Genomic DNA, 20,459 nt, shown 5'->3' with positions numbered 1-20,459 from the left:
TGCGGCGCAGCACAGGCACTGACGGACACGGGTCGCCGTGAACGTCACGATACGGGTTTGAGGAGAGGGCAGAGCTATGGAAGAGCCGCGTCGCCTCGGCGGCCGGTACGAGCTGGGCTCGGTGCTCGGCCGCGGTGGCATGGCGGAGGTGTACCTCGCGCATGACACCCGCCTCGGCCGTACCGTCGCCGTGAAGACGCTGCGGGCGGACCTCGCCCGCGACCCGTCGTTCCAGGCCCGGTTCCGCCGGGAGGCCCAGTCGGCCGCCTCGCTCAACCACCCCTCGATCGTCGCCGTGTACGACACCGGCGAGGACTACGTCGACGGCGTGTCCATCCCCTACATCGTGATGGAGTACGTCGACGGCTCGACGCTGCGCGAGCTGCTGCACTCCGGGCGCAAGCTGCTGCCCGAGCGTGCGCTGGAGATGACCGTCGGCATCCTCCAGGCGCTGGAGTACAGCCACCGCGCCGGCATCGTCCACCGCGACATCAAGCCGGCCAACGTGATGCTGACCCGCACGGGCCAGGTCAAGGTCATGGACTTCGGCATCGCCCGCGCGATGGGCGACGCCGGCATGACGATGACGCAGACCGCGGCCGTGATCGGCACCGCGCAGTACCTGTCGCCCGAGCAGGCCAAGGGCGAGCAGGTCGACGCCCGCTCCGACCTGTACTCCACCGGCTGCCTGCTCTACGAGCTGCTGACGGTACGGCCGCCGTTCGTCGGGGACTCCCCCGTCGCGGTGGCCTACCAGCACGTACGCGAGGACCCGCAGCCGCCGTCGATCTTCGACCCCGAGGTCACCCCGGCGATGGACGCGATCGTCCTCAAGGCGCTGACCAAGGACCCGGACTACCGCTACCAGACCGCCGACGAGATGCGCGCCGACATCGAGGCCGCGCTGGACGGGCAGCCGGTCGCCGCGGCCGTCGCGATGGGCGCGGCCGGCTACGGCTACCCGCACGCGTACGCCGACGGCGCCGCGACCACCGCGCTGCCGCCGCAGGCCGACCCGCGCACCTCGATGCTGCCGCCGTCCCGCGACGACGACGGCGGCTACGGCTACGACGAGCGGCCCGACCGGCGCCGGCAGAAGAAGGGCGGCAGCACCTCGACCGTCCTGCTGGTGGTCGCCGCGGTGCTGGTGCTCATCGGCGCGATCTTCCTCGGCAAGGCGCTGTTCGGCCCCAAGGGCGCGAACTCCGACGCCAAGGTGCCCAACTTCGTCGGCAAGACCCTCGACGAGGCGACGACGACCGGCTCCAACGTCGACCTGAAGATCGTCAAGGGCGCCCCGGCCTACTGCGACGCGGTCGAGAAGGACCTGATCTGCTCGCAGACCCCGGCCGCGAACTCCGCGATCCCGTCCGACAAGACGGTCACCGTGGTGCTGTCGAAGGGCTCGGCGCCGGTGGACGTGCCGGACGTGCGCAACGACACGTACGACGCCGCGCAGACCGAGCTGACCAACGCCGGCTTCCAGGTCAAGCGGGTGGAGCAGGAGTCCACGACCAAGGAGGAGAATACCGTCCTCAGCCAGGACCCCAAGCCCGGCACGAAGGCGGTCAAGGGCACGGTCATCACGCTGACGGTCGCGGTGCAGCCGGAGAAGATCGACGTCCCGGACCTGACCCGCTACCCGGAGCAGGGCGCCAAGAGCGAGCTGCAGAAGGACGGCTTCACCAACGTCCACACCACGCAGCAGTCCTCGGACGACCCGAACTTCCCGGCCGGCACGGTCATCAGCCAGACCCCGCAGGGCGGCAGCCAGGCGGCCAAGGACGACCCGATCAACCTGGTCATCTCCAGCGGCCCCTCGCAGCAGAGCCAGCAGCCCCCGGCGAGCGGCCAGATGCCCACCGTGCAGTTCCACAAGCTCAGCGAGGTCCGCGACCAGCTCAACCAGATGAACCTCGGCCTGAACATCGTGGTCGTCAACGGCGGTCCCGAGGACGGCAACGCCCGGGTGGTCAACAGCAACCCGCCGGCGGGCGCGCAGCTCACCCAGGGCCAGACGATCCAGCTGCAGACCATCGGCGGCGGCGGGGGCAACGGGGGCTGACCCGCGCGGGGGCCGGCCCGGGACACCCCGGGACCCGCCCCGTACGGCATCGAGGGCGCCGCCGTCCGGACTAGCGCAGTTCGGGCGGCGGCGTCCTTTGCGCGTCCACCTTCTGCGTGCGCACCAGCTCACCCCACACGATGTAGCGGTAGCGCGAGGTGTAGACGGGGGTGCAGGTCGTCAGGGTGATGTAGCGGCCGGGCTTGGTGCGGCCGGACTCCTTGGGGACCTGGTCGGTCACGGCGACGTTGTACTTCGACGTCTGGTCGAGGACCTTGTAGACCTTGTAGACGTACCAGGTGTCCTTGGATTCGAAGACGATCGGGTCACCGGTGTGGATCTTGTTGATGTTGTGGAACTTCGCGCCGTGCCCGTCGCGGTGCGCGGCGAGCGTGAAGTTGCCGGTGGTGTCCCACGGCATGGCCGAGGGCGTGGGCTTGGTGTAGTAGCCGGCGACGCCCTCGTTGAGCACCTTGGTGGAGGTGCCCTTCTTGACCAGCACCTCGTAGTTCCTGCCCATCGCCGGGACGTGCAGGAAACCTATGCCGTCCGCGGTGTCCAGGCCGCGCGCGGGGGTGCCGGGCGGCTGGTTGTCCCACTGCTGCCGGATCTGCTGGCTCTCCTTCGCCTCGTGCCGGTCGGCCAGCACATTGGTCCACCACAGCGAGTAGACGACGAAGAGGGCCAGGACCAGACCCGCGGTGATCAGCAACTCGCCGATGACGCTGATGACGGAGGCCGCGGTGCTGCGCGGGCGCGCACCCTCAGGCTGACTACCGCCGCCGCCCCCACCGCCGCCTTCGCCGTCTCCGTCCGGGTTGGTCGTGCCGGTCGTCGTGGTCGTCACGCTGTTCAGCTCTCCGTCCGGTGGCGCTGCTGGCGAGGGGGTCCCCGTGGCCGGGGGTGGGTCGCGGACCGGTCGGTCAGCCGCCGCTGACGAGCGCGTCCGGCTTGCCCTTGCTGCGCGGCCGTTCCTCGACAAGTTTGCCCCACACGATCAGCCGGTTGGTGCTGGTGAACTCGGGGGTGCAGGTGGTGAGGGTGAGGTAGCGGCCGGGCTGGGTGAAGCCCGACCCGTCCGGGATCGGCTTGAGCACGCTGATGTTGGACGGCGGGGTGCTCGCGAGCGAACTGGTGATCTGGTACGTGTAGTACTCGCTCGCCGTCTCGACCACGACCTTGTCGCCCGGGGCGAGGTGGTTGATGTAGCGGAACGGCTCACCGTGGGTGTTGCGGTGCGCGGCGACCGCGAAGTTGCCGGTCTTGTCCCAGGGCATCGCGGTGTTCAGGGAGCCGTCGTAGTGGCCGATCATGCCCTTGTCGAGCACGTTGTGCTTGGACACGCCCTCGGCGATGGGCGCCTTGACGTCCAGCTTGGGGATGTACATGATCGCGAAGCCCTGGCCGGGCTCGAAGGTGCCGGGCACCCGGTTGGGGTCGGCGGACTCGCTGTCCCACTGGTGCTGGAGGTTGTTGGCGGCGCCGTTGGCCTGCTGGTGCGCGCGGACGTTGGTCCACCACAGCTGGTAGGTCACGAAGAGCAGCATCAGGACGCCGACGGTGATGAAGAGCTCGCCGACGACCCGGCTGGCGATGACCGCGGGGCTGTCCTTGGCGGCCCTGGCGGCCCGTCTGGCCTCCACCCGGCTCAGCGGCGCCCCCGTGCCCTCCGCCGCCCCGCTCCGGCCCTGAGCACCCCCTGCGGGGCCACCCTGCCCCCGCGCCCGGTGTCCCCCACCCTGCCGCGCCGCCTTCCGCCGCGCCGCCCGCCCCCCGTCCGCGGGCACGAGCGGCACGACGGGCGCAGCTTCCTCGTACGGTACGGGCGCGGGTTCGTCGTACGGTACGGGTTCGGGCTCCGCCTGCGGCTCGGTGATCACCGGCATCCGCGCGGTCTGGTCGAGCTCCGCCTCAAGCGGTACGGGCTCCTCGTACGGTACGGGCGCGGGCTCCGGTTCCGGCTCGGCCGGCTGCGGGGGGCTGAACCACGGGGAGGGCGGCGGCTCGGGGGCGGCCTGCGGCTCGGGATAGGACGGCTCCGGCTCCGGGTACGGCTCCTCGAACGCCTCCTCGACGTACGCCTCCTCGACGTACGGCTCGGGCGGCGGCTCCTCCTGGACGGCCGGCGGGCGGCCGGGCAGCGGGTCGTTGAGGGGATCGTCGAGCTGCTCGACGACAGCTTTGAACTGCCCGGTGTTCTCGTACGACATCGGGCCGTCCGCGGGGCGCTCCGGGCGGAGCGTGGTCACGCCCCCGCCCTCCCGACGACCGGTGCGAGCCCCTGCGAGCGGTCCCGGGCGCCGGCGTCGCCGCATTCGGCGAGCCAGTTCGCCAGCATCAGGTGACCCCATTCGGTGAGCACCGACTCGGGGTGGAACTGCACGCCCTCGACGGGTGCGTCCCGGTGCCGCAGGCCCATGATGATCCCGCTGTCGGTCCACGCGGTGACCTGGAGCTCGTCGGGCAGCGTGGCGCCCTCGACGGCGAGCGAGTGGTAGCGCGTGGCGGTGAAGGGCGTGGGCAGCCCGGCGAAGACACCGGCTCCCTCGTGCGTCACCAGCGAGGTCTTGCCGTGCAGCAGCTCGGGCGCCCGGTCGACGACGCCGCCGTAGGCGACCGCGATGGACTGCACACCCAGGCAGACACCGAAGACGGGCACCGCGGTTTCCGCGCAGTGCCGCACCATGTCGACGCACACGCCGGCCTCTTCCGGCGTGCCGGGGCCGGGGGAGAGCAGCACGCCGTCGAAGCCGTCCTGCGCGTGCTCGGGGCGGACCTCGTCGTTGCGCAGCACCTCGCACTCGGCGCCGAGCTGGTACAGGTACTGCACCAGGTTGAAGACGAAGCTGTCGTAGTTGTCGACCACGAGAATGCGTGTGCTCATCGGACTGCGGCCATCCCGTTGTCGACGGTGACGTCGTTGAACGGCAGCAGCGGCTCCGCCCAGGGGAAGACGTACTGGAAGAGGAGGTAGACGACGGCAAGCACCATCACCAGGCTGATCAGCGCCCTCATCCACGCGTTGCCCGGCAGATGTCGCCAGATCCAGCCGTACATGCGGTCCCTTCCTTCCGGCTCCCCGCAACAGAGTAAGGGGAGATCGCCCGGAGTGGGTTGGTAGCCGGACAAAGCTTCGTCATCGCTTCACCTGGGCGTCCTGCGGCCAGGAGCCCGTGGCCCGGCGGGATTTCAGGGCTGTTCCACAGGCTGTGCATAGGTCAGGCCCGTGGAGCCCGCGTACGCCGGCAGGGTGGTGCTGCGGCTGGTGGTGACCTTCCAGCCCAGGCCGTACGCGTCCACGTACTGGAGGTAGTTCCGGATCGAGGAGCTGGTGTCCAGGGCCTGGCGCAGTTTGCCCTGGTCGCCGACCGCGGTGATGCGGTAGGGCGGCGAGTAGACCCGGCCCTGGAGGATCAGGGTGTTGCCGACGCAGCGCACCGCGCTGGTGGAGATCAGCCGCTGGTCCATGACGCGGATGCCGCGGGCGCCGCCCTGCCACAGGGCGTTCACCACGGCTTGCAGGTCCTGCTGGTGGATGACCAGGTCGTTGGGCTGCGGGTCGGGGACGCCGGGGATGAGCGGGGTGGCGTCCGGCGGGGCGTCGTCGAGGGTGACCTCCAGGGCCGGGCCGGTGAGCGCGGTGGTGCCGGCGTCCTTGGCCAGCGCGTCGATCCTGGCCTGCTCGGCGGCGCTGAGGCCGCTGCCCTGCCGGGTGAGCTTGTCGACGTCGTCGCGCACCCCGCCGAGCTGGTTCTCCAGCTGCTCGTTGTGGGCGTTCTTGGTGCGGATGGTGTCCGACAGCTTCGGCAGCGGGTCGTCGCTGCGGATGTCCACGCCCTTGGCGGTGTCGAAACTCATCCAGAAGATGAGCCCGGCGAGCGCGAAGACTCCCGCGCTCGCCACGCGCAGCGCTACGGTGCGGGAGACAGCGCGGGGGGAGGGGGTGGGTGAGCTTCCACCGGGATCCGTCGCCACCGTACTCTGTCTCCTTACAAGCAGATGAAGCACTACGCTAACGGACGTCCGGCGGCGGCAGGATCCCTCGCCGGCGGCCGGCGGCGCCACCCCATACCCGCCAGGACCGCCCCGTACCCGCGCGGTTACGCAGCGCATCGACAGGAGATTCCCTCGTGCCGAAGTCACGGATCCGCAAGAAGGCCGACTTCACCCCGCCCCCCGCGAAGGCGGCCACCGCCATAAAGCTCGGCAACCGCTCCTGGGTCGCCCCGCTGATGCTGGCCTTCTTCGTGGTGGGTCTCGCGTGGATCGTGCTGTTCTACGTCACCCAGGGCGACCTGCCGGTGGACGCGCTCGGCAACTGGAACATCGTGGTGGGCTTCGGCTTCATCGCGGGCGGCTTCGTCGTCTCCACACAGTGGAAGTAGTGGGTGGCACGAGTTGTCCACACGGTTATCCACAGTGGGGAAAAGGTCGGAAGATCTGTGGATAACCTCTACGGGGTTGACGCCGGTACGACCGGTGGCCGCTGCTGACGGCCACCGGTCGTTTGCTGTCCTGACACTCAACCGCCGCGATCTTCCCGGGAAAACCGGGACAATACGGGTACGTCCGTGCGGTGCACAGGCTCTGCACACGGGCTGTGCACAACTCGCACAGGATCCCCTACCCGCTGTGGATAACGTGTGATCAACGCCAGCGGTTACGGCCCTCAGGACGTGACCTGCACCACAGCGATCACATTGAGCACCACCGCGAGCACCGCCACCCCCGCGGCCGTCCCCCACTGCACCAGCTGCCGCCGGTCCCGGGGCGCGTAGGCCATCCCGATCGCCACCGCGACACCCGCGACCAGACCTCCGAGATGCGCCTGCCAGCTCACGTGCGCCCAGGTGAAGGTGAAGAAGATGTTGAGCGCCAGCAGGATGAAGATGAAGCGCATGTCCTGGTTGAGCCGCTTGAGCAGCACCGCGAAGGCGCCGAAGAGCCCGAAGATCGCCCCCGAGGCGCCGATGGTGTTGACGTCCGGGGAGATCAGCAGCACCGAGGCGCTGGCGGCCAGCGCGGAGACCACGTAGACCGCGACATAGCGGCTGCGGCCGAGCAGCCGCTCCAGCGGGCCGCCGATCCACCACAGCGACAGCATGTTGAACAGGATGTGCGTCGGGGGGAACGTGCGCTCGTGCACGAAGGCCGAGGTGATCACGCGGTACCACTCGCCGTCGGCGACACCGACGCACTGGTGCACCGGATAGCCCTTGGGCGTGCAGGCCGCGAACAGCCCGAGGTCGGTGACGACCCGGTCGCCGCCCGCCAGCTCCAGCAGGAAGACGGCGATGTTGAGCGCGATGAGGACCTTGGTGACCAGGAACGGGTCGCGGGTCACCACCCCGCCGGCCACCGTGCGCTGCCGGGGCGCGCCGGCCGAGCCCTGCCGTACGCACTGCGGGCACTGGAAGCCGACGGAGGCCGTGATCATGCACTGCGGGCAGATCGGCCGCTCGCACCGGGTGCAGCGTATGCCGGTCTCCCGGTCCGGATGCCGGTAGCAGCAGACCGCCTGGTCCATGAGTCCACTCCCCTGTCGCGGCCCCGGGGGCACGGTGCCCTGACGTGATGACGCCCCGCCCGCTATACGTGCGGGCGGGGCGCTGCGTTCCCGTGGAAGGTTACGTCAGGAGCGCTTGTCGACCACGACCGTCTGGATGACCACGTCCTCCAGCGGGCGGTCGGTGCGCGGGTTGGCGGGGCTGCTGATGATCGCGTCGACGACCTTCTTGCTGGCCTCGTCCGCGACCTCGCCGAAGATGGTGTGCTTGCGGGTCAGCCAGGTGGTGGGGGCGACCGTGATGAAGAACTGCGAGCCGTTGGTGTGCGGGCCGGCGTTGGCCATCGCCACCAGGTACGGCTTGTCGAAGGCGAGGTCGGGGTGGAACTCGTCGGCGAACTCGTAGCCCGGGCCACCCGTGCCGTTCCCCAGCGGGTCACCGCCCTGGATCATGAAGCCGGAGATGACCCGGTGGAAGACCGTTCCGTCGTAGAGGCGGTCGTGCGAGGCCTTGCCGGTCCGCGGGTCGGTCCACTCGCGGGTGCCCTCGGCGAGCCCGACGAAGTTGGCCACGGTCTTGGGGGCGTGGTTCGGCAGCAGCCGGATGACGATGTCGCCCTGGTTGGTCTTCAAGGTGGCGTAGAGCTGCTCGGCCACGGTCTACCTTCCATCGATGTCGGTGACAGGGACCGATCCTCGCACGCCGTGGCGCGGCGCGCGGGCTTCCCCCGTACTCCGCGACCGCGACCGCGCGGCAATCGGGCCGACTGACCCGGATGCGCGTCCGCACATGCCGTACCCGCGGTCGGCGGGCATGATTTCAAACCGGGTGGAAAGGCGAAATCCGTACGCCACCGAGGAGGAGGTTCACGTGACCCGCATCGACAGCGTGCGCAGCGCGGCCGACATGACGAAGGACGGTGTGCGGCACGCCGCGGAGGTGGCTGCGCCGTACGCGAGCACCGCACGGGACGAGGCCGCGCGGTACGCACAGCAGGCCGGCGTCTACGCCCAGCAGGCCGGGACCGCGGCCCGGCGCGCCTACGACGCCAAGCTCGCCGCACAGGTGAAGCAGGCGCGCGAGCAGGCCTGGGCGGCGGTGCCGCCGAAGGCCGCGGGCGCGGTGGAGACCGCCGCCCGGCGCACCATCGACAGCGCCCGCACCGCCACCGACTACGCCGCGCCCAAGGTGAACTCGGCGGTCGCGGCGACCCGGGCGGTCGCCGTGCCGGTGACCAACGAGGCGCTGGTGCGCGGCATGGCCGCCGTGCACGCGCTGCGCGGCCAGGTGACGGCCGCCGACATCGACCGGCTGGTACGCAAGCGCGTCCGCCGGCAGCAGACCGCCCGCGCCTTCCGCACCCTGGTGCTCGCCGGGGTCGCCGGCGGCGCCGTCTACGCGGCCTGGCGCTGGTGGAGCGCGCAGGCCAACCCGGACTGGCTGGTGGAGCCCAGCGAGGCGACCGAGGCGCCGGAGTCCGCCGACCGGATCAGCGGCACGAGCACGCTCACCGTGGTGGACCCGCTGGACGCCCCGGCGTCCTCGCTGAACGGCGACGGCGGCGCCCACGTCGACCGGGTGGACGGCTCCGGGCTCGACTCGGACGTCGAGGCCTACCCCGAGGACGACGAGAACCCGGGCCGCGACGGCGCCTGATCTCTGCCGGGGCCGTCTCGTACGGCCCGGGGTACGGCGGCGGCGCCGGCGTACCCCGCCCGCAGGACCAGCCCGGCCCCGCACCCCCTGGTCGGAGGGGGTGCGGGGCCGGGCTCCTGTGGCCGCGGGCGGCTCATGGCGGCGCTCGTCGGCGCTCGTCGGCGCTTGCCGCCTGCGGGGGCGGGGCGTCAGGCCGCGTCCGGCGCCGGGTCGGTCAGGACGGCCGGCACGTTCCGCAGGGTGACCAGCGCGGTGACCGCGCCGGCCAGCATCAGCGCGCCGCCGATCAGCGTCGTGGTGTGCAGGCTGTGGGTGAAGGCCTCCCGTGCGGCGTCCACGAGCTGGTGCCCCAGGCCGCCGGTCATGTGGCGGCCGGTCTCGACGCCGCCGCTGACCGACTCGCGGGCCGCGCCGGCCTGCTCGGGCGTCAGGCCCTTGGGCAGCGTCAGGTCGCTACGGTAGTAGGCGCTGAGGACCGAGCCGAGGATCGCGATGCCCAGCGCGCCGCCCAGCTCCATCGCCGTCTCCGAGATCGCCGCGGCGGCGCCGGTCCTGGTGGCCGGGGCGCTCGCCAGGATGGTGTCGGCGGTCACGGCGAAGGTCAGCATCAGGCCGGCGCCGTTGATGACGACCACCGGCAGCAGCTCCCAGTACGCGGTGTGCGGCGTCGCCATCCCCAGGCCCACCGTGCTCACGCCCATCAGCACCAGCCCCGCGGCGACGGTACGGGCCCGGCCGATGAGCGGGATCAGCGCGCCGGCGGCCGGCGCGACGGCGGCGGCGGCCAGCGGGCCGGGCAGCACCGCCAGGCCCGCGGTCAGCGGCGACCAGCCGCGCACCTCCTGGAAGTACAGCGAGAAGCCCAGCGACAGCACGGTCGAGGCGAACATCGTCACGACGTTGGCGCCGATCGCGCCGGAGAAGGCGGGGTTGCGGAACAGGCGCAGTTCCAGCAGCGGTTCGGCGAGCGTGGTCTGGCGGCGCAGGAAGGCGCCCAGCAGCGCGACGCCCAGGCCCGCGGAGATCCACACCGCCGGCTCGGCGACCCCGTCACGGGCGGCGGTCTTGATCGCGTAGATGACGCCGAACATGCCCAGCACCGACAGCGGCACGCTCACCCAGTCCAGCCGGCCCGGGCGCGGGTTGCGGCTCTCCGGCAGGATCACCGCGCCGGCCACCAGCACCAGCGCCATGACGGGCACGTTGACCAGGAAGACCGAGCCCCACCAGAAGTGGTCGAGCAGCAGCCCGCCGACGACCGGGCCGAGCGCGAAGCTGGCCGCGCCGACACCGCCGGAGATGCCGACCGCGGTGGTGCGCTCCTTGGGGTCGGTGAAGGTGGCCCGCACCAGCGACAGCGTGGACGGCATGATCGTGGCGCCGGCCATGCCGAGCAGCGCGCGGGCGGCGATCAGCGTCTCGGCGCTGTTGGCGTAGGCGGTCAGCGCGGAGGCGGCGCCGAAGGCCGCCACGCCCATCAGCAGCAGCTTCTTGCGGCCGATGCGGTCGCCGACGTTGCCGGCGACGATCAGCAGGCCGCCCAGCACGAAGCCGTAGACGTCCACGATCCACAGCAGCTGGGTGGCGGAGGGGGCGAGCTGGGCGGAGAGCGAGGGCACGGCGTAGTTCAGGACGCTGGTGTCGATGCCGAGCAGCGCGGAGGCGACGCTGCAGATCGCCAGGACGGCCCAGCGCCGCCCGCTCTTCCCGCCCGCGGCCGGTGCGCCGGTGGTGTCGTACTTCGTTGTCGTCGTCATGTCCCGCAGCGTGCTCGCCGCCGCTGACCGCCCGCGCACCGCGCGCTGACCGCGTACGCACCGCCCGCGCACCGCCTGCCGGCTGCTCGTGCGCGGTGTTCCTCGGCCGGGTCGGCCGGCGGCGTTCAGGGTCAGCGGGTCGACGTACCGGGTCAGCCGGTGACGTACCCGGTCAGCAGGTCGACGGCGGCGGCGCGGTCGAGGGCGGCGGCCTCCGCGACGGCCGCGGCGCAGTCCGCCGCGCCGAGTGCCGTACGGGCGTCCCGGCGGGCGGCTGCCGCGTCGGGACCGGTGGCGCGGTCGCCGCGCAGCGCCTCGGCGGCGCCGAGCAGCCCGGCGGCCCGCCGCGGCTCACCGTCCAGCAGGGCGAGGGCGGCGGCGGCCTCGGCGACGGCCGCGGCGTTCTCCGCCGCGGCCCGCAGCACCTCGGGGTCGAAGGTCGCCGCCTCGCGCAGGCAGGCCCGGGCGCGTACCGGATCGCCCTCGGCGACGGCGATCCGGCCGAGCGCCACCTGGACCGTGCAGCGGCTCGCATTGCCGGCGAACCAGCCGGTGGGGCATTCGGCGAGCGCCTGCTCGGCGAACGCGCGGGCGGCCGGCAGGTCGCCGCGCAGCCGCGCGAGGTCGGCGAGGCCCGCGTGCGCGAGCGCCAGGCTCTCCGGCGCCCCGGCCCGCCGGGACAGCGCGACGGCCCGCTCGCCGTCCTCCTGCGCGCCCGCGAGGTCCCCGGCGCGCAGCCGGGAGGCGGCGCGGTGGGTGAGCAGGTCGGCGACGTCGAGCGCGGAGTCCAGCTCCTCGGCGAGCACCAGCGCGTCGGCGTTGAGCGCCACCGCCCGCTCCAGGTCGCCCTCCCGGTCGGCGAGGTCCGCGAGTAGGTGCTGGCAGGTGATCATCCCCCAGCGGTCGCCCTGGCGGCGGAAGCCCGCGAGCGCCTCCTCGCCGGCGATGCGGGCCAGTGCGGCGTCGCGGTGCGTCAGCCACGCCTGGAAGCCGTCGCCGAGCCGGGCGAGCGCGTCGTACCAGGGGTCGTTGCGGGCGGCGAGCGTCGCCTCGACGTCGGCGAGCGTCTGCGGATCGTACGCGGGCACTCCGGCGAAGGGCGCCCACAGCAGCGTGAGGACGGGGTAGCGGCGGGCCACGCGGTACATCCCGTCGACGATGGTGGTGGCCTCGGCCACGTGCGCGGTGTAGTCGGCGGTCTTGGTCAGCGCGCTGACCACGGCGAGCACGCACAGCACGTACTCCTCCTCCAGCCCCTGCGGTGCGTGCGGCCCGAGCGCCGCGAGCACCTGGCGGGCGGGCCCGACGCCCTCGTAGCGCACACCGCGCAGCAGCCAGTAGGAGGAGAGCACGGCGATCAGCCGCATGGCGCGGGGGATGTCGCCGGCGTCGAGGGTGCGGTGCAGGGCGGCCTGCAGGTTGTCGCGCTCGTCGGAGAGCCGTCGCAGCCACTCCAGCTGCTCGGGCCCGCGCAGGTGCGGGTCGGCGGCCGTCGCGAAGTCCAGGAAGTGGCCCGCGTGGACGCCGTACGTCCGCTCGGTCTCCCCGGCCTCGGCCAGCCGCTCGGCGCCGTACGCGCGGATGGACTCCAGCATCCGGTAGCGCACCCCGCGCCCGCCCTCGGTGTGCTGGGCCACCACCAGGGACTTCTCCACCAGCGCGGCCATCAGGTCCAGCACGTCGTCCGGCTCGATCGTCTCCCCGTCGGCGCACACCGCCTCGGCGGCGGCCAGGGTCCAGCCGCCCGCGAAGACCGAGGCGCGGCGCAGCGCCGCCCGCTCGTCGTCGGGCAGCAGCTCCCAGCTCCAGTCGACGACCCCGCGCAGTGTCCGCTGCCGCGGCTGGGCGGTCCTGCTGCCGCGCGACAGCAGCCGGAAGAGCGCGTCGGGCCGCAGGCCGGAGCTGTACGGGCCGGCGTCGTGCGCGGGCAGGGCGCCGAGCCGGGCGGCGATCTCGGTGACCGGCAGCGAGCGGAGCCTCGCGGCGGCCAGCTCGATGGCCAGCGGCAGCCCGTCCAGCGCGGTGCACAGCCGCAGGACGGCGTCGGCGGTGTCCGGGTCGGCGACCGGGTCAAAGCCGGGGCTGACGGCGGCGGCGCGCTCGGCGAACAGCCGCACCGCGGGGGAGGCCAGCAGCTGGGCGCGGTCGCTGCCGGGCCGGGGCAGGCCCAGCGTCGGCACAGGGCACAGCGTCTCGCCGGTGATGCCCAGGGCCTCCCGGCTGGTGGCCAGGATCCGCAGCTGCGGGGAGGCGGTGAGCAGCCGTTCGGCGAGCAGGGCCGCTTCGGCGACCACGTGCTCGCAGTTGTCGAGGACCAGCAGCAGCGGCCGGTCGGCGAGCGCCGCGGCGATCCGCGCGACCGGGTCGGTGCCGGGCGCCGGGCCGCCTTGAGCTCCCCCGGGAACCGGGGCGTGGCCGGTCGCGGGCAGCAGGCCACCGTCGCGCAGGCCCAGCGCGCCGAGCACCGCCTGCGGGACCTCGTCGCCCGCGGTCACACCGGTCAGGTCCACGAAGCAGGCGTCCTGCGGATGGCGTCCCGCGGCCTCCACCGCGAGCCGGGTCTTGCCCGCGCCGCCCGGGCCGAGCAGGGTGACCAGCCGATACCGGGTCAGATGGGCGCCGATCGCGGCGAGTTCACCGGAGCGGCCGACGAAGCTGGTGAGCTGGGCGGGCAGTTCATGGCGGGCGGGGGGTGGGGTGGCCGGCAGCGCGGGTGCGGAGGGGGCGGCGGCGGGGGCCGGGAACGTATCGGCGACGGAAGGGCCGACGGGGGCAGGGGTGGCGGAGGCTGCCGGGGGCGATGTTTCACGTGGAACATCCGGACCGGGTCCGGTTTTCGGTGTTTCACGTGAAACATCCGCCCGGGCGGAGGACGGATCACCGGCCGGCGGCTCGCCCCGGAGTATCGCGAGGTGGACGGCGGCCAGTTCCGGGCCCGGGTCGGCGCCGAGGGATTCCGCCAGCTCGCGGCGGGCGTCCTCGTACGCTTCCAGGGCTTCGCTCTGCCGCCCGCTGCCGTGCAGCGCCCGCATGAGCTGGCCGCGCAGCCGCTCCCGTAGCGGATGGGCGGCGACCGCCTCGCCCAGTTCGGCGACCAGCGAGCGGTGCCGGCCGAGCGCGAGGTCGGCCTCGATGCGGTCCTCGACCGCGCCGGTGCGCAGCTCCTCAAGCCGGACGACCTGGGCGGCGGCGAAGGGCGCGTCCCCGACGTCGGCGAGCGCCGGGCCGCGCCACAGCGCCAGCGCCTCCCGCAACAGCTCGGCGGCCCGGGCGGCGTCGCCGCCGAGCAGCACCTCCCGGCCCTGCGCGCTGAGCCGCTGGAAGCGGTGGGCGTCGACCTGGTCGGGGTCGGCGGCGAGCCGGTAGCCGGCGGGCAGTCCCTCGACCGGCACGGGCAGCACCTGGCGCAGCCGGGAGACCTGCGACTGGAGGGCGTTGGCGGCGTTCGCCGGCGGCTCCTCGCCGTACAGCGCGTCGATCAGCCGCTCGGTGGAGACCAGCCGCCCGGCGTCCAGCAGCAGCACTGCCAGCAGGGCGCGGCGCCGCGGCCCGCCCAGCGCCAGTTCGGCACCGTCCGCGCCCAGGGCGCGCGTCGCACCGAGAATGCCGAACATCACGCACCCGATTGTGTCGTACGCGCGTGGCATACGTGCCCCGGAAAAAACCCTGACAAGGGGCAACGTGGCGGCTAGCAGCTCGCGTCGGGTGCGTCGTCCTGCGCTGCGGCGGCGGCGCCGCATCCGCCGTGGTCGGGGCCGTGCTCGGGGCCGGACGCGGCGAGGGCGAGCAGGTCGTAGAGCTGGGCACGCTGGTCGGTGTCCAGCGCGCACAGCACCGCGTCCTCGACCTCCGCGAGCGAGAACTCCGCCTTCGCCAGGAGGCGCGCTCCGTGGTCGGTCAGCCGCACGATGTGCCGCCTGCGGTCCTCGGGCGAGCGCTGCCGCTCGACCAGGCCGTCCGCCTCCAGGTCGTTGAGCAGGCCGACCACCGTGGCCCGGTCCATCATCAGCGTCGTCGCGAGCGCCTGCTGCGTACTGCCGTCGCGGTCGCGCAGCACGGTGAGCGCCACCAGATGCCGCGGGCGCAGCCCCAGCGGGGCCAGCACCCCTTCCGCGTGCAGCCTCATGCGCCGCGCGAGGTTGTCGAGCAGCGCGCCCGACCGCCTCGGCGGCTGGTTCAGCACGGGCAGGGAGGCCATCCACGCAGTCTATCCGGCGGGCAGGAATCATGACGTGCTATAAATCGTTGGTGCTACACAAACCAATGAGAAAGGCTCAATGAGATGCCTCACCTGCTGCACATAGACGCGAGTATCCAGGGCGAGAACTCCACCAGCCGGCGGCTGACCGCCCGCGCCACCGCGGCATGGCGCGCGGCCCACCCCGGGGGCACGGTCACCTATCGCGACCTGGGCAATCACCCGCTGCCGCACCTCACCCCCGCGACCGTGCACGCCGGCATGGTCCCGGCGGAGTCCCGTACGCCGGAGCAGGCGGCGGCCTGGGCGCTGAGCGAGGAGGTGGTGGGCGAGGTCAAGGCGGCCGACACCGTCCTGCTGGGCCTGCCCGTCTACAACTGGGGCGCTCCCAGCAGCGTGAAGTCCTGGGTGGACCACCTGATCGCGGTGGGCCTGTCCGTCGACCCGGAGACCCAGCAGGGGCTGCTCGGCGACCGCGACTTCATCGTCCTGGAGTCCCGCGGCGGCGGTTACGCCCCCGGCACCCCGCGCGAGGGCTGGGACCACGCCGAGCAGTGGCTCCCGCACGGCGTCTCCCTCACCGGCCTGACGCCGCGTTTCATCACCGTGGAGCTGACGCTGGCGAAGGTCAACCCGGCGATGTCCGAGTTCATCCCCCTCGCCGACCGCAGCCTCGCGGAGGCCGAGCAGGCGATCGACGCCCTGTGGGCACCGGCAGCCGCCTGAGCGGAGCTCTTACGACCACCGCCCACCGCGCCGCCCTCGCCGTACGGCGGGACTGGTGCGGTGGGCGTTCGGCGGGCGGGGGGCGGCGCGGGCGCCGGGTCCAGGTGCGAGGTGCGGGCGCGGGGAGCAGTAGCGAGGTGCGGGCGCCGGGCGCAGGCGCCGGGTCGCGAAGGTGCCGGTCAGCCGGCGACGCCCAGGGGGTCGACGCCCAGCGCCTTCGCGAGCAGCGCGGACAGCTGATCGCGCTCGGCGGCGCTGAGCAGAGCAAAGACGCCGTCGAGGTAGCCGGGGACCGCCGCCTCGGCTTGCTCCAGGGCCTGCCGCCCGGCGGGCGTGATCGTCACGGCATAGGCGCGCCGGTCGGCGGCGTCCCGCTCCCGGCGGACCAGCCCGGCGCTTTCCAGCCGGTCGCACAGCCCCACCATGACCGTACGGTCGATCCGCAGCTCCTCGCACAGCACGCGCTGCGAGCAGGGACCCACCGCCGCAAGCATCTTCAGCACAAGGTGCCGCCCGACGCACAGCCCGCCGCGCCCTTCCGCCGCCGCGTCGGCGGCCTTGGCCACCGCGGAGGACGCCCGGCACAGGGCGATGTCCGGCCGCTCGGCGACCAGTTGCGCGAAGTAGCCGCTGCTCACTGCCACCGTCCCCGCCACCATCCCGCCTCCCGTCGCACGGCTCCCACCCCTCGACCCTAGCAAATCCATCTGCCCACAGATTGTTTGACGGCGGATCAGTCTTTTCGTATGCTCACAGATCGTCTGACCACAGACGATCGTCACGCAGACGGACCCGCGAGGAGACCGCCCGATGACCCTCGACCTGACCCCCGACGAGCTGCTGTCCACCACCCGCGCCGTCCGCAAGCGCCTCGACCTGGACCGCCCCGTCGACCCGCGGCTCATCGAGGAGTGCATCGACCTCGCCACCCAGGCGCCGACCGGCCGCAACCGCCAGCGCTGGCACTTCGTCGCCGTCACCGACCCCAGCCCGCGCCGCGCGGTCGCCGACATCTTCCGCCGCGCCCTGCACGCGCCCGTCCCCAGCAGCCCGCTCAGCGCGCGCGACCTGGAGCGTATGCACGTCCGCCCCGGCGCGATGGACCGCACCACCTCGGGCCTGCGCCACCTCTACGACAACATCCACCGCGTCCCGGCGTTCGTCATCCCGGCGGTCGAGGGCCGCACCGACGGCCGCAGCGTCGTCGAGCAGGCCAACACCTGGGGCTCGATCCTCCCCGCCGTCTGGAGCTTCATGCTCGCCGCCCGCGCCCGCGGCCTCGGCACGGTGTGGACCACCGCCCAGGCCCCCCTCGAACGCGAACTCGCCACCACCCTCGGCATCCCCTACGACGACGTCATGCTCGCCGCGTTCCTCCCCCTGGCCCACACGATCGGCACCGACTTCCACCCGGCCCAGCGCATCCCCCGCGACCAGGTCCTCCACTGGAACACCTGGTGACCCGCGCGGCGGTCGATCACCTGCCGTAGAGCGAGAACACCCCGGTGTCGAGCCGGGCCGGCAGCGGCGCGGGCAACTCGACGGGCTCGCCGTAGACCCCGTGCACCTGCCCGCGGTACTCGCCGTCCTTGGGAAGCGAATGCAGCGCCCACTTGCCGGAGCGGGGGTCCAGGACGAGCAGCAGCGGAACCCCCGCCCGGGCGTACCAGCCGTTCTTGTCGGTGATGTCCTTGGCCTTCTCGGACTGGGAGATCACCTCGACCGCCAGCACGACGTCCCCCGGGTCGGCGAGCCACGCGTCGTCCTCGTCCCACTCCACCGGCAGGACGGCCAGATCAGGCGTGGCGTAGTCGTCGGGGTCCTCCGGCATCAGGACCGACGACATCTCGTACGCCGCGAGCGCGGCCGGCAGAGCGGGTTCAAGCTGCACCCGCAGCCGCCGAATCGTACCGGCGTGCTTGCCGCCCGGCGGCGTGGACTTCACGAGACTGCCGCCGAGGATCTCGACCCGAAGCCCTGTGGACGCCTCGACCTGCTCGGCGACCTCCCGCAGATTCCCAGGGCGCGGGCGAAGCGCCGGCAGAGCCACAGCCGCCCACCTCCCCGGACATCCAGTGCCCCCACGTTAGCGGCCCGCCCCGACACACAAGGGTCACCGAAGCTCCCCCCGGACCGGCCCGGGTCAGCGGAGGCGCTTGAAGTCCGTCCGCACATAGGCGAATGCCCCCGGCGCCATGTTCGGCCAGCCGGAGGGCATTCAGGGGAGTGGAGCCTAGGGGAGTCGAACCCCTGACATCTGCCATGCAAAGACAGCGCTCTACCAACTGAGCTAAGGCCCCGCGTCGGAGACAGCGTACCCGGTGGGGCGGGGCGGGCCGTACTGGGAATGGGGCGCCTAGGATGGTTTGCGGGATTCGCAGGCGCAAACGGGAGTGGGTATGGGCGGCTCGGGGCACGGCGGGGAGGCTGGGCAGGATGCCGCAGGGCGGGCGGTGGAGGCGCGGGAGTTGCAGCGGGGGTGGTACGGGGAGCCGTTGGGGGAGCTGTTCCAGCGGCTGATCGGTGACCTCGGGCTCAACCAGGCGCGGCTCGCGGCGGTGCTGGGGCTGTCGGCGCCGATGCTGTCGCAGCTCAAGAGCGGGCAGCGGGCCAAGATCGGCAACCCCGCGGTCGTACAGCGGCTGCAGGCGCTCCAGGAGCTGGCCGTGCAGGTCGCCGAGGGGCGGACCGGGGCGCTGGAGGCCGCCGCGCGGATGGACGAGATCCGCGAGTCGGCCGGCTCGTCGGTGCTGGGCACGACCACGACGCACTCGGCCGCCTCCGACACCGCCGCCGCGCCGCGGCAGGTGGTGCGCGGCATGCAGGAGGTGCTGCGCTCGGTCGCCTCGGCCGCCGAGATCGAGCAGGCCGCCCGCTCCCTCGCGCCGGGCCATCCCCACCTGGCAGAGTTCCTTCGTGTGTACGGCACCGGGCGCACCAGCGAGGCCGTGGCCCATTACGAGGCGCACCGGGACTGACCCCGGGACTGACCGGCGGGTGATCGGGCCGGACGGCTCGATCGGCAGGCGAGCGGGCGCGCGGGGCCGGGCACACGACGTGAGACGCAAACGGCACGGCAGGGGGAGCGGTACGCCATGGGTGAGGTCTTCGCAGGCCGCTACGAGCTCGTGGACCCGATCGGGCGCGGCGGCGCCGGCGCGGTCTGGCGGGCCTGGGACCAGCGGCGCAGCCGCTACGTGGCGGCCAAGGTGCTCCTGCAGCGGGACGCCCACGCGCTGCTGCGCTTCGTGCGCGAGCAGGCCATGCGCATCGACCACCCGCACGTCCTGGCCCCGGCGAGCTGGGCGGCCGACGACGACAAGGTCCTCTTCACCATGGACCTGGTGCGCGGCGGCTCGCTGTCGCACCTGGTCGGCGACTACGGGCCGCTGCCGCCGCGCTATGTGTGCGTGCTGCTCGACCAGTTGCTCGCCGGGCTGCACGCGGTGCACTCCGAGGGCATCATCCACCGGGACATCAAGCCGGCGAACGTCCTGCTGGAGGCGACCGGCACCGGCACGCCGCACGTACGGCTGTCCGACTTCGGCATCGCCATGCGCAAGGGCGAACCGCGGCTGACCGAGGCGCACTTCGTCGTCGGCACGCCCGGCTACTTCGCCCCCGAGCAGATGCTCGGCGCCGAACCCGACGTCCCCGCCGACCTCTACGCCGTCGCGCTCGTCGCCCTCTACCTGCTCGGCGGGCAACGCCCCGACGCCCAGGCGATCAACGCGCGCTTCCTCACCGACGGTACGCCGCCGGCGCCGGTCGGGGTGCCCGAGCCGCTGTGGCAGGTGCTCGCGGCGCTGCTGCAGCCGGATCCGCAGGCCCGGTTCCGTACGGCGACGGGCGCCCGCAAGGCGCTGGCCGCGGCGGTCGAGCTGCTGCCGGAGCCGCCGGCGGGCGAGGAGCCGGTCGAGATCTTCGACCAGATAGGCCCGCTGCCCGAGGGCTTCGGCCCCGCGGGCCCCCTCCGCCCCGCCGCGGCGGGCGTCCCGCCGGCCGACCCCCGCCCGGTACGGCCGCAGGCGCCGGCTACACCGCAGCCGCAGCCGCAGCCGCAGCCGCAGCCGCAGCCGGGCATACCGCCGCAGCCGTACCCGCAGCCCGCCGGGCCGGCGACCGGCGCGAACGGGGCCCCCGTGGAGGGGCCGTACACCCCGCCGGCGCAACCGGCGCAGGTCCCGTACGCCTCCCCGGCCACCCCGCCCGAGGCCCCGTACGCCTCGCCGAATACGCCGCCGCCGGGCCCGTACCCCCAGGGCGGCACACCGCCCGAAGCCCCGTACGCCTCCTCGACGACCGGCTATCGGCTGGCCCCGCCCGCGCACCCGCCGACCGTGCCCGACAACGCCGGCGCCGCGCAGCAGCCCGCACCGGTCGCCGCGCCACCGCAGCCCCAGCCAAGCGCCCACCCGCAGCACCCGCAGCCCCACGCCCCGCAACGCCGACCGGGACCCCCACGCTCCGTGGTGATCCCGGTCCTGGTCCTCGCCGCCCTCTGCTTCGCCGTCGGCATCGTCGCGCTGGCCGGCTGACCCGGCGGCGCG

At 73.2% G+C, this 20,459-nt stretch carries 19 protein-coding genes and 1 tRNA gene; 7 read left to right on the top strand and 13 right to left on the bottom strand.

The window, feature by feature from the left end:
* The first annotated feature begins 76 nt into the window (after window positions 1–76).
* The gene (pknB, locus tag HCN08_RS06385; RefSeq protein ID WP_167981881.1) at window positions 77–2,065 is read left to right on the top strand and encodes a Stk1 family PASTA domain-containing Ser/Thr kinase; all 1,989 of its coding nucleotides are present in this window, start codon (window positions 77–79) and stop codon (window positions 2,063–2,065) included.
* A 70-nt stretch (window positions 2,066–2,135) separates the two neighbouring features.
* On the opposite strand, the gene HCN08_RS06380 is transcribed toward pknB, so the two are convergent.
* The 5 genes from HCN08_RS06380 to HCN08_RS06360 all read right to left on the bottom strand — a co-directional run bounded on the left by HCN08_RS06380 (window position 2,136) and on the right by HCN08_RS06360 (window position 5,923).
* Complete coding sequence (locus tag HCN08_RS06380) at window positions 2,136–2,795, bottom strand: class E sortase (RefSeq protein ID WP_322974286.1); 660 nt, start codon at window positions 2,793–2,795, stop codon at window positions 2,136–2,138.
* Window positions 2,796–2,988: 193 nt separating this feature from the next.
* Entirely contained in the window at window positions 2,989–4,314 is a 1,326-nt protein-coding gene (locus HCN08_RS06375; protein WP_167981879.1) for a class E sortase, read from the bottom strand.
* The gene (locus HCN08_RS06370; protein ID WP_167981878.1) at window positions 4,311–4,949 is read right to left on the bottom strand and encodes an aminodeoxychorismate/anthranilate synthase component II; all 639 of its coding nucleotides are present in this window, start codon (window positions 4,947–4,949) and stop codon (window positions 4,311–4,313) included. Before HCN08_RS06370 ends, HCN08_RS06375 begins: the two co-directional genes overlap by 4 nt.
* The gene (locus tag HCN08_RS06365) at window positions 4,946–5,122 is read right to left on the bottom strand and encodes a hypothetical protein (protein ID WP_167981877.1); all 177 of its coding nucleotides are present in this window, start codon (window positions 5,120–5,122) and stop codon (window positions 4,946–4,948) included. Before HCN08_RS06365 ends, HCN08_RS06370 begins: the two co-directional genes overlap by 4 nt.
* A gap of 132 nt (window positions 5,123–5,254) precedes the next feature.
* Window positions 5,255–5,923, bottom strand: coding sequence for a DUF881 domain-containing protein (locus HCN08_RS06360; RefSeq protein WP_240969849.1), 669 nt, complete (start codon window positions 5,921–5,923; stop codon window positions 5,255–5,257).
* Between the two features lie 272 nt (window positions 5,924–6,195).
* Here HCN08_RS06360 and crgA point away from each other — a divergent pair, with 272 nt between their 5' ends.
* Window positions 6,196–6,450, top strand: a complete 255-nt coding sequence (gene crgA / locus HCN08_RS06355) for a cell division protein CrgA (protein ID WP_167981875.1) — start codon at window positions 6,196–6,198, stop codon at window positions 6,448–6,450.
* A 284-nt stretch (window positions 6,451–6,734) separates the two neighbouring features.
* Here crgA and HCN08_RS06350 read toward each other — a convergent pair whose 3' ends face one another.
* Window positions 6,735–7,592 carry a rhomboid family intramembrane serine protease gene (locus HCN08_RS06350; protein ID WP_167981874.1) on the bottom strand — a complete coding sequence of 286 codons (858 nt, stop codon included), beginning with the start codon at window positions 7,590–7,592 and terminating at the stop codon, window positions 6,735–6,737.
* 105 nt (window positions 7,593–7,697) lie between these two features.
* A complete protein-coding gene (locus tag HCN08_RS06345; protein WP_167981873.1) occupies window positions 7,698–8,228 on the bottom strand; it encodes a peptidylprolyl isomerase in 531 nt (176 codons plus the stop codon).
* Window positions 8,229–8,442: 214 nt separating this feature from the next.
* Here HCN08_RS06345 and HCN08_RS06340 point away from each other — a divergent pair, with 214 nt between their 5' ends.
* Window positions 8,443–9,228: a DUF5324 family protein gene (locus HCN08_RS06340; RefSeq protein WP_167981872.1), complete on the top strand. Its 786-nt coding sequence runs from the start codon at window positions 8,443–8,445 to the stop codon at window positions 9,226–9,228.
* A 188-nt stretch (window positions 9,229–9,416) separates the two neighbouring features.
* On the opposite strand, the gene HCN08_RS06335 is transcribed toward HCN08_RS06340, so the two are convergent.
* The 3 genes from HCN08_RS06335 to HCN08_RS06325 form a co-directional block, all read right to left on the bottom strand.
* Window positions 9,417–10,985: an MFS transporter gene (locus HCN08_RS06335; protein ID WP_167981871.1), complete on the bottom strand. Its 1,569-nt coding sequence runs from the start codon at window positions 10,983–10,985 to the stop codon at window positions 9,417–9,419.
* Between the two features lie 152 nt (window positions 10,986–11,137).
* Window positions 11,138–14,599 carry an AfsR/SARP family transcriptional regulator gene (locus HCN08_RS35080; RefSeq protein ID WP_167982060.1) on the bottom strand — a complete coding sequence of 1,154 codons (3,462 nt, stop codon included), beginning with the start codon at window positions 14,597–14,599 and terminating at the stop codon, window positions 11,138–11,140.
* A gap of 74 nt (window positions 14,600–14,673) precedes the next feature.
* Entirely contained in the window at window positions 14,674–15,183 is a 510-nt protein-coding gene (locus HCN08_RS06325) for a MarR family winged helix-turn-helix transcriptional regulator (protein WP_167981870.1), read from the bottom strand.
* A gap of 84 nt (window positions 15,184–15,267) precedes the next feature.
* On the opposite strand from HCN08_RS06325, the gene HCN08_RS06320 reads away from it, so the two are divergent.
* A complete protein-coding gene (locus HCN08_RS06320) occupies window positions 15,268–15,909 on the top strand; it encodes an FMN-dependent NADH-azoreductase (protein WP_167981869.1) in 642 nt (213 codons plus the stop codon).
* Between the two features lie 179 nt (window positions 15,910–16,088).
* Here the strand turns inward: HCN08_RS06320 and HCN08_RS06315 are convergent, their stop codons facing one another.
* Window positions 16,089–16,553, bottom strand: a complete 465-nt coding sequence (locus HCN08_RS06315; protein ID WP_322974262.1) for a MarR family winged helix-turn-helix transcriptional regulator — start codon at window positions 16,551–16,553, stop codon at window positions 16,089–16,091.
* A gap of 166 nt (window positions 16,554–16,719) precedes the next feature.
* On the opposite strand from HCN08_RS06315, the gene HCN08_RS06310 reads away from it, so the two are divergent.
* Window positions 16,720–17,370 (top strand): nitroreductase family protein, encoded by a 651-nt coding sequence (locus HCN08_RS06310; RefSeq protein WP_167981867.1) that lies wholly within the window; start codon window positions 16,720–16,722, stop codon window positions 17,368–17,370.
* A gap of 16 nt (window positions 17,371–17,386) precedes the next feature.
* On the opposite strand, the gene HCN08_RS06305 is transcribed toward HCN08_RS06310, so the two are convergent.
* Window positions 17,387–17,959 (bottom strand): Uma2 family endonuclease, encoded by a 573-nt coding sequence (locus tag HCN08_RS06305; RefSeq protein WP_322974261.1) that lies wholly within the window; start codon window positions 17,957–17,959, stop codon window positions 17,387–17,389.
* Between the two features lie 177 nt (window positions 17,960–18,136).
* A tRNA-Ala gene (locus HCN08_RS06300) sits at window positions 18,137–18,209 on the bottom strand.
* Window positions 18,210–18,308: 99 nt separating this feature from the next.
* On the opposite strand from HCN08_RS06300, the gene HCN08_RS06295 reads away from it, so the two are divergent.
* Together HCN08_RS06295 and HCN08_RS06290 are read left to right on the top strand one after the other, a co-directional pair.
* Window positions 18,309–18,887 carry a DNA-binding protein gene (locus tag HCN08_RS06295; protein ID WP_167981866.1) on the top strand — a complete coding sequence of 193 codons (579 nt, stop codon included), beginning with the start codon at window positions 18,309–18,311 and terminating at the stop codon, window positions 18,885–18,887.
* Between the two features lie 117 nt (window positions 18,888–19,004).
* Window positions 19,005–20,447 carry a serine/threonine-protein kinase gene (locus tag HCN08_RS06290; protein ID WP_167981865.1) on the top strand — a complete coding sequence of 481 codons (1,443 nt, stop codon included), beginning with the start codon at window positions 19,005–19,007 and terminating at the stop codon, window positions 20,445–20,447.
* Window positions 20,448–20,459: the final 12 nt, after the last annotated feature.

The organism is Actinacidiphila epipremni, from assembly GCF_012034175.1.
GTDB classification, from domain to species: Bacteria; Actinomycetota; Actinomycetes; order Streptomycetales; family Streptomycetaceae; genus Actinacidiphila; species Actinacidiphila epipremni.
The sequence above is the reverse complement of the archived record's forward strand: the minus strand, read 5'-3'. Positions and strand labels throughout refer to the sequence as shown.

What these genes read in the sequence shown, in the direction of transcription:
- pknB (WP_167981881.1), top strand. Translation starts at nt 77, where the DNA reads ATGGAAGAGCCGCGTCGCCTCGGCGGCCGGTACGAGCTGGGCTCGGTG.
- HCN08_RS06370 (WP_167981878.1), bottom strand. Translation starts at nt 4,949, where the DNA reads ATGAGCACACGCATTCTCGTGGTCGACAACTACGACAGCTTCGTCTTC.
- HCN08_RS06365 (WP_167981877.1), bottom strand. Translation starts at nt 5,122, where the DNA reads ATGTACGGCTGGATCTGGCGACATCTGCCGGGCAACGCGTGGATGAGG.
- HCN08_RS06360 (WP_240969849.1), bottom strand. Translation starts at nt 5,923, where the DNA reads ATGAGTTTCGACACCGCCAAGGGCGTGGACATCCGCAGCGACGACCCG.
- HCN08_RS06350 (WP_167981874.1), bottom strand. Translation starts at nt 7,592, where the DNA reads ATGGACCAGGCGGTCTGCTGCTACCGGCATCCGGACCGGGAGACCGGC.
- HCN08_RS06335 (WP_167981871.1), bottom strand. Translation starts at nt 10,985, where the DNA reads ATGACGACGACAACGAAGTACGACACCACCGGCGCACCGGCCGCGGGC.
- HCN08_RS35080 (WP_167982060.1), bottom strand. Translation starts at nt 14,599, where the DNA reads ATGTTCGGCATTCTCGGTGCGACGCGCGCCCTGGGCGCGGACGGTGCC.
- HCN08_RS06325 (WP_167981870.1), bottom strand. Translation starts at nt 15,183, where the DNA reads ATGGCCTCCCTGCCCGTGCTGAACCAGCCGCCGAGGCGGTCGGGCGCG.
- HCN08_RS06320 (WP_167981869.1), top strand. Translation starts at nt 15,268, where the DNA reads ATGCCTCACCTGCTGCACATAGACGCGAGTATCCAGGGCGAGAACTCC.
- HCN08_RS06310 (WP_167981867.1), top strand. Translation starts at nt 16,720, where the DNA reads ATGACCCTCGACCTGACCCCCGACGAGCTGCTGTCCACCACCCGCGCC.
- HCN08_RS06295 (WP_167981866.1), top strand. Translation starts at nt 18,309, where the DNA reads ATGGGCGGCTCGGGGCACGGCGGGGAGGCTGGGCAGGATGCCGCAGGG.
- HCN08_RS06290 (WP_167981865.1), top strand. Translation starts at nt 19,005, where the DNA reads ATGGGTGAGGTCTTCGCAGGCCGCTACGAGCTCGTGGACCCGATCGGG.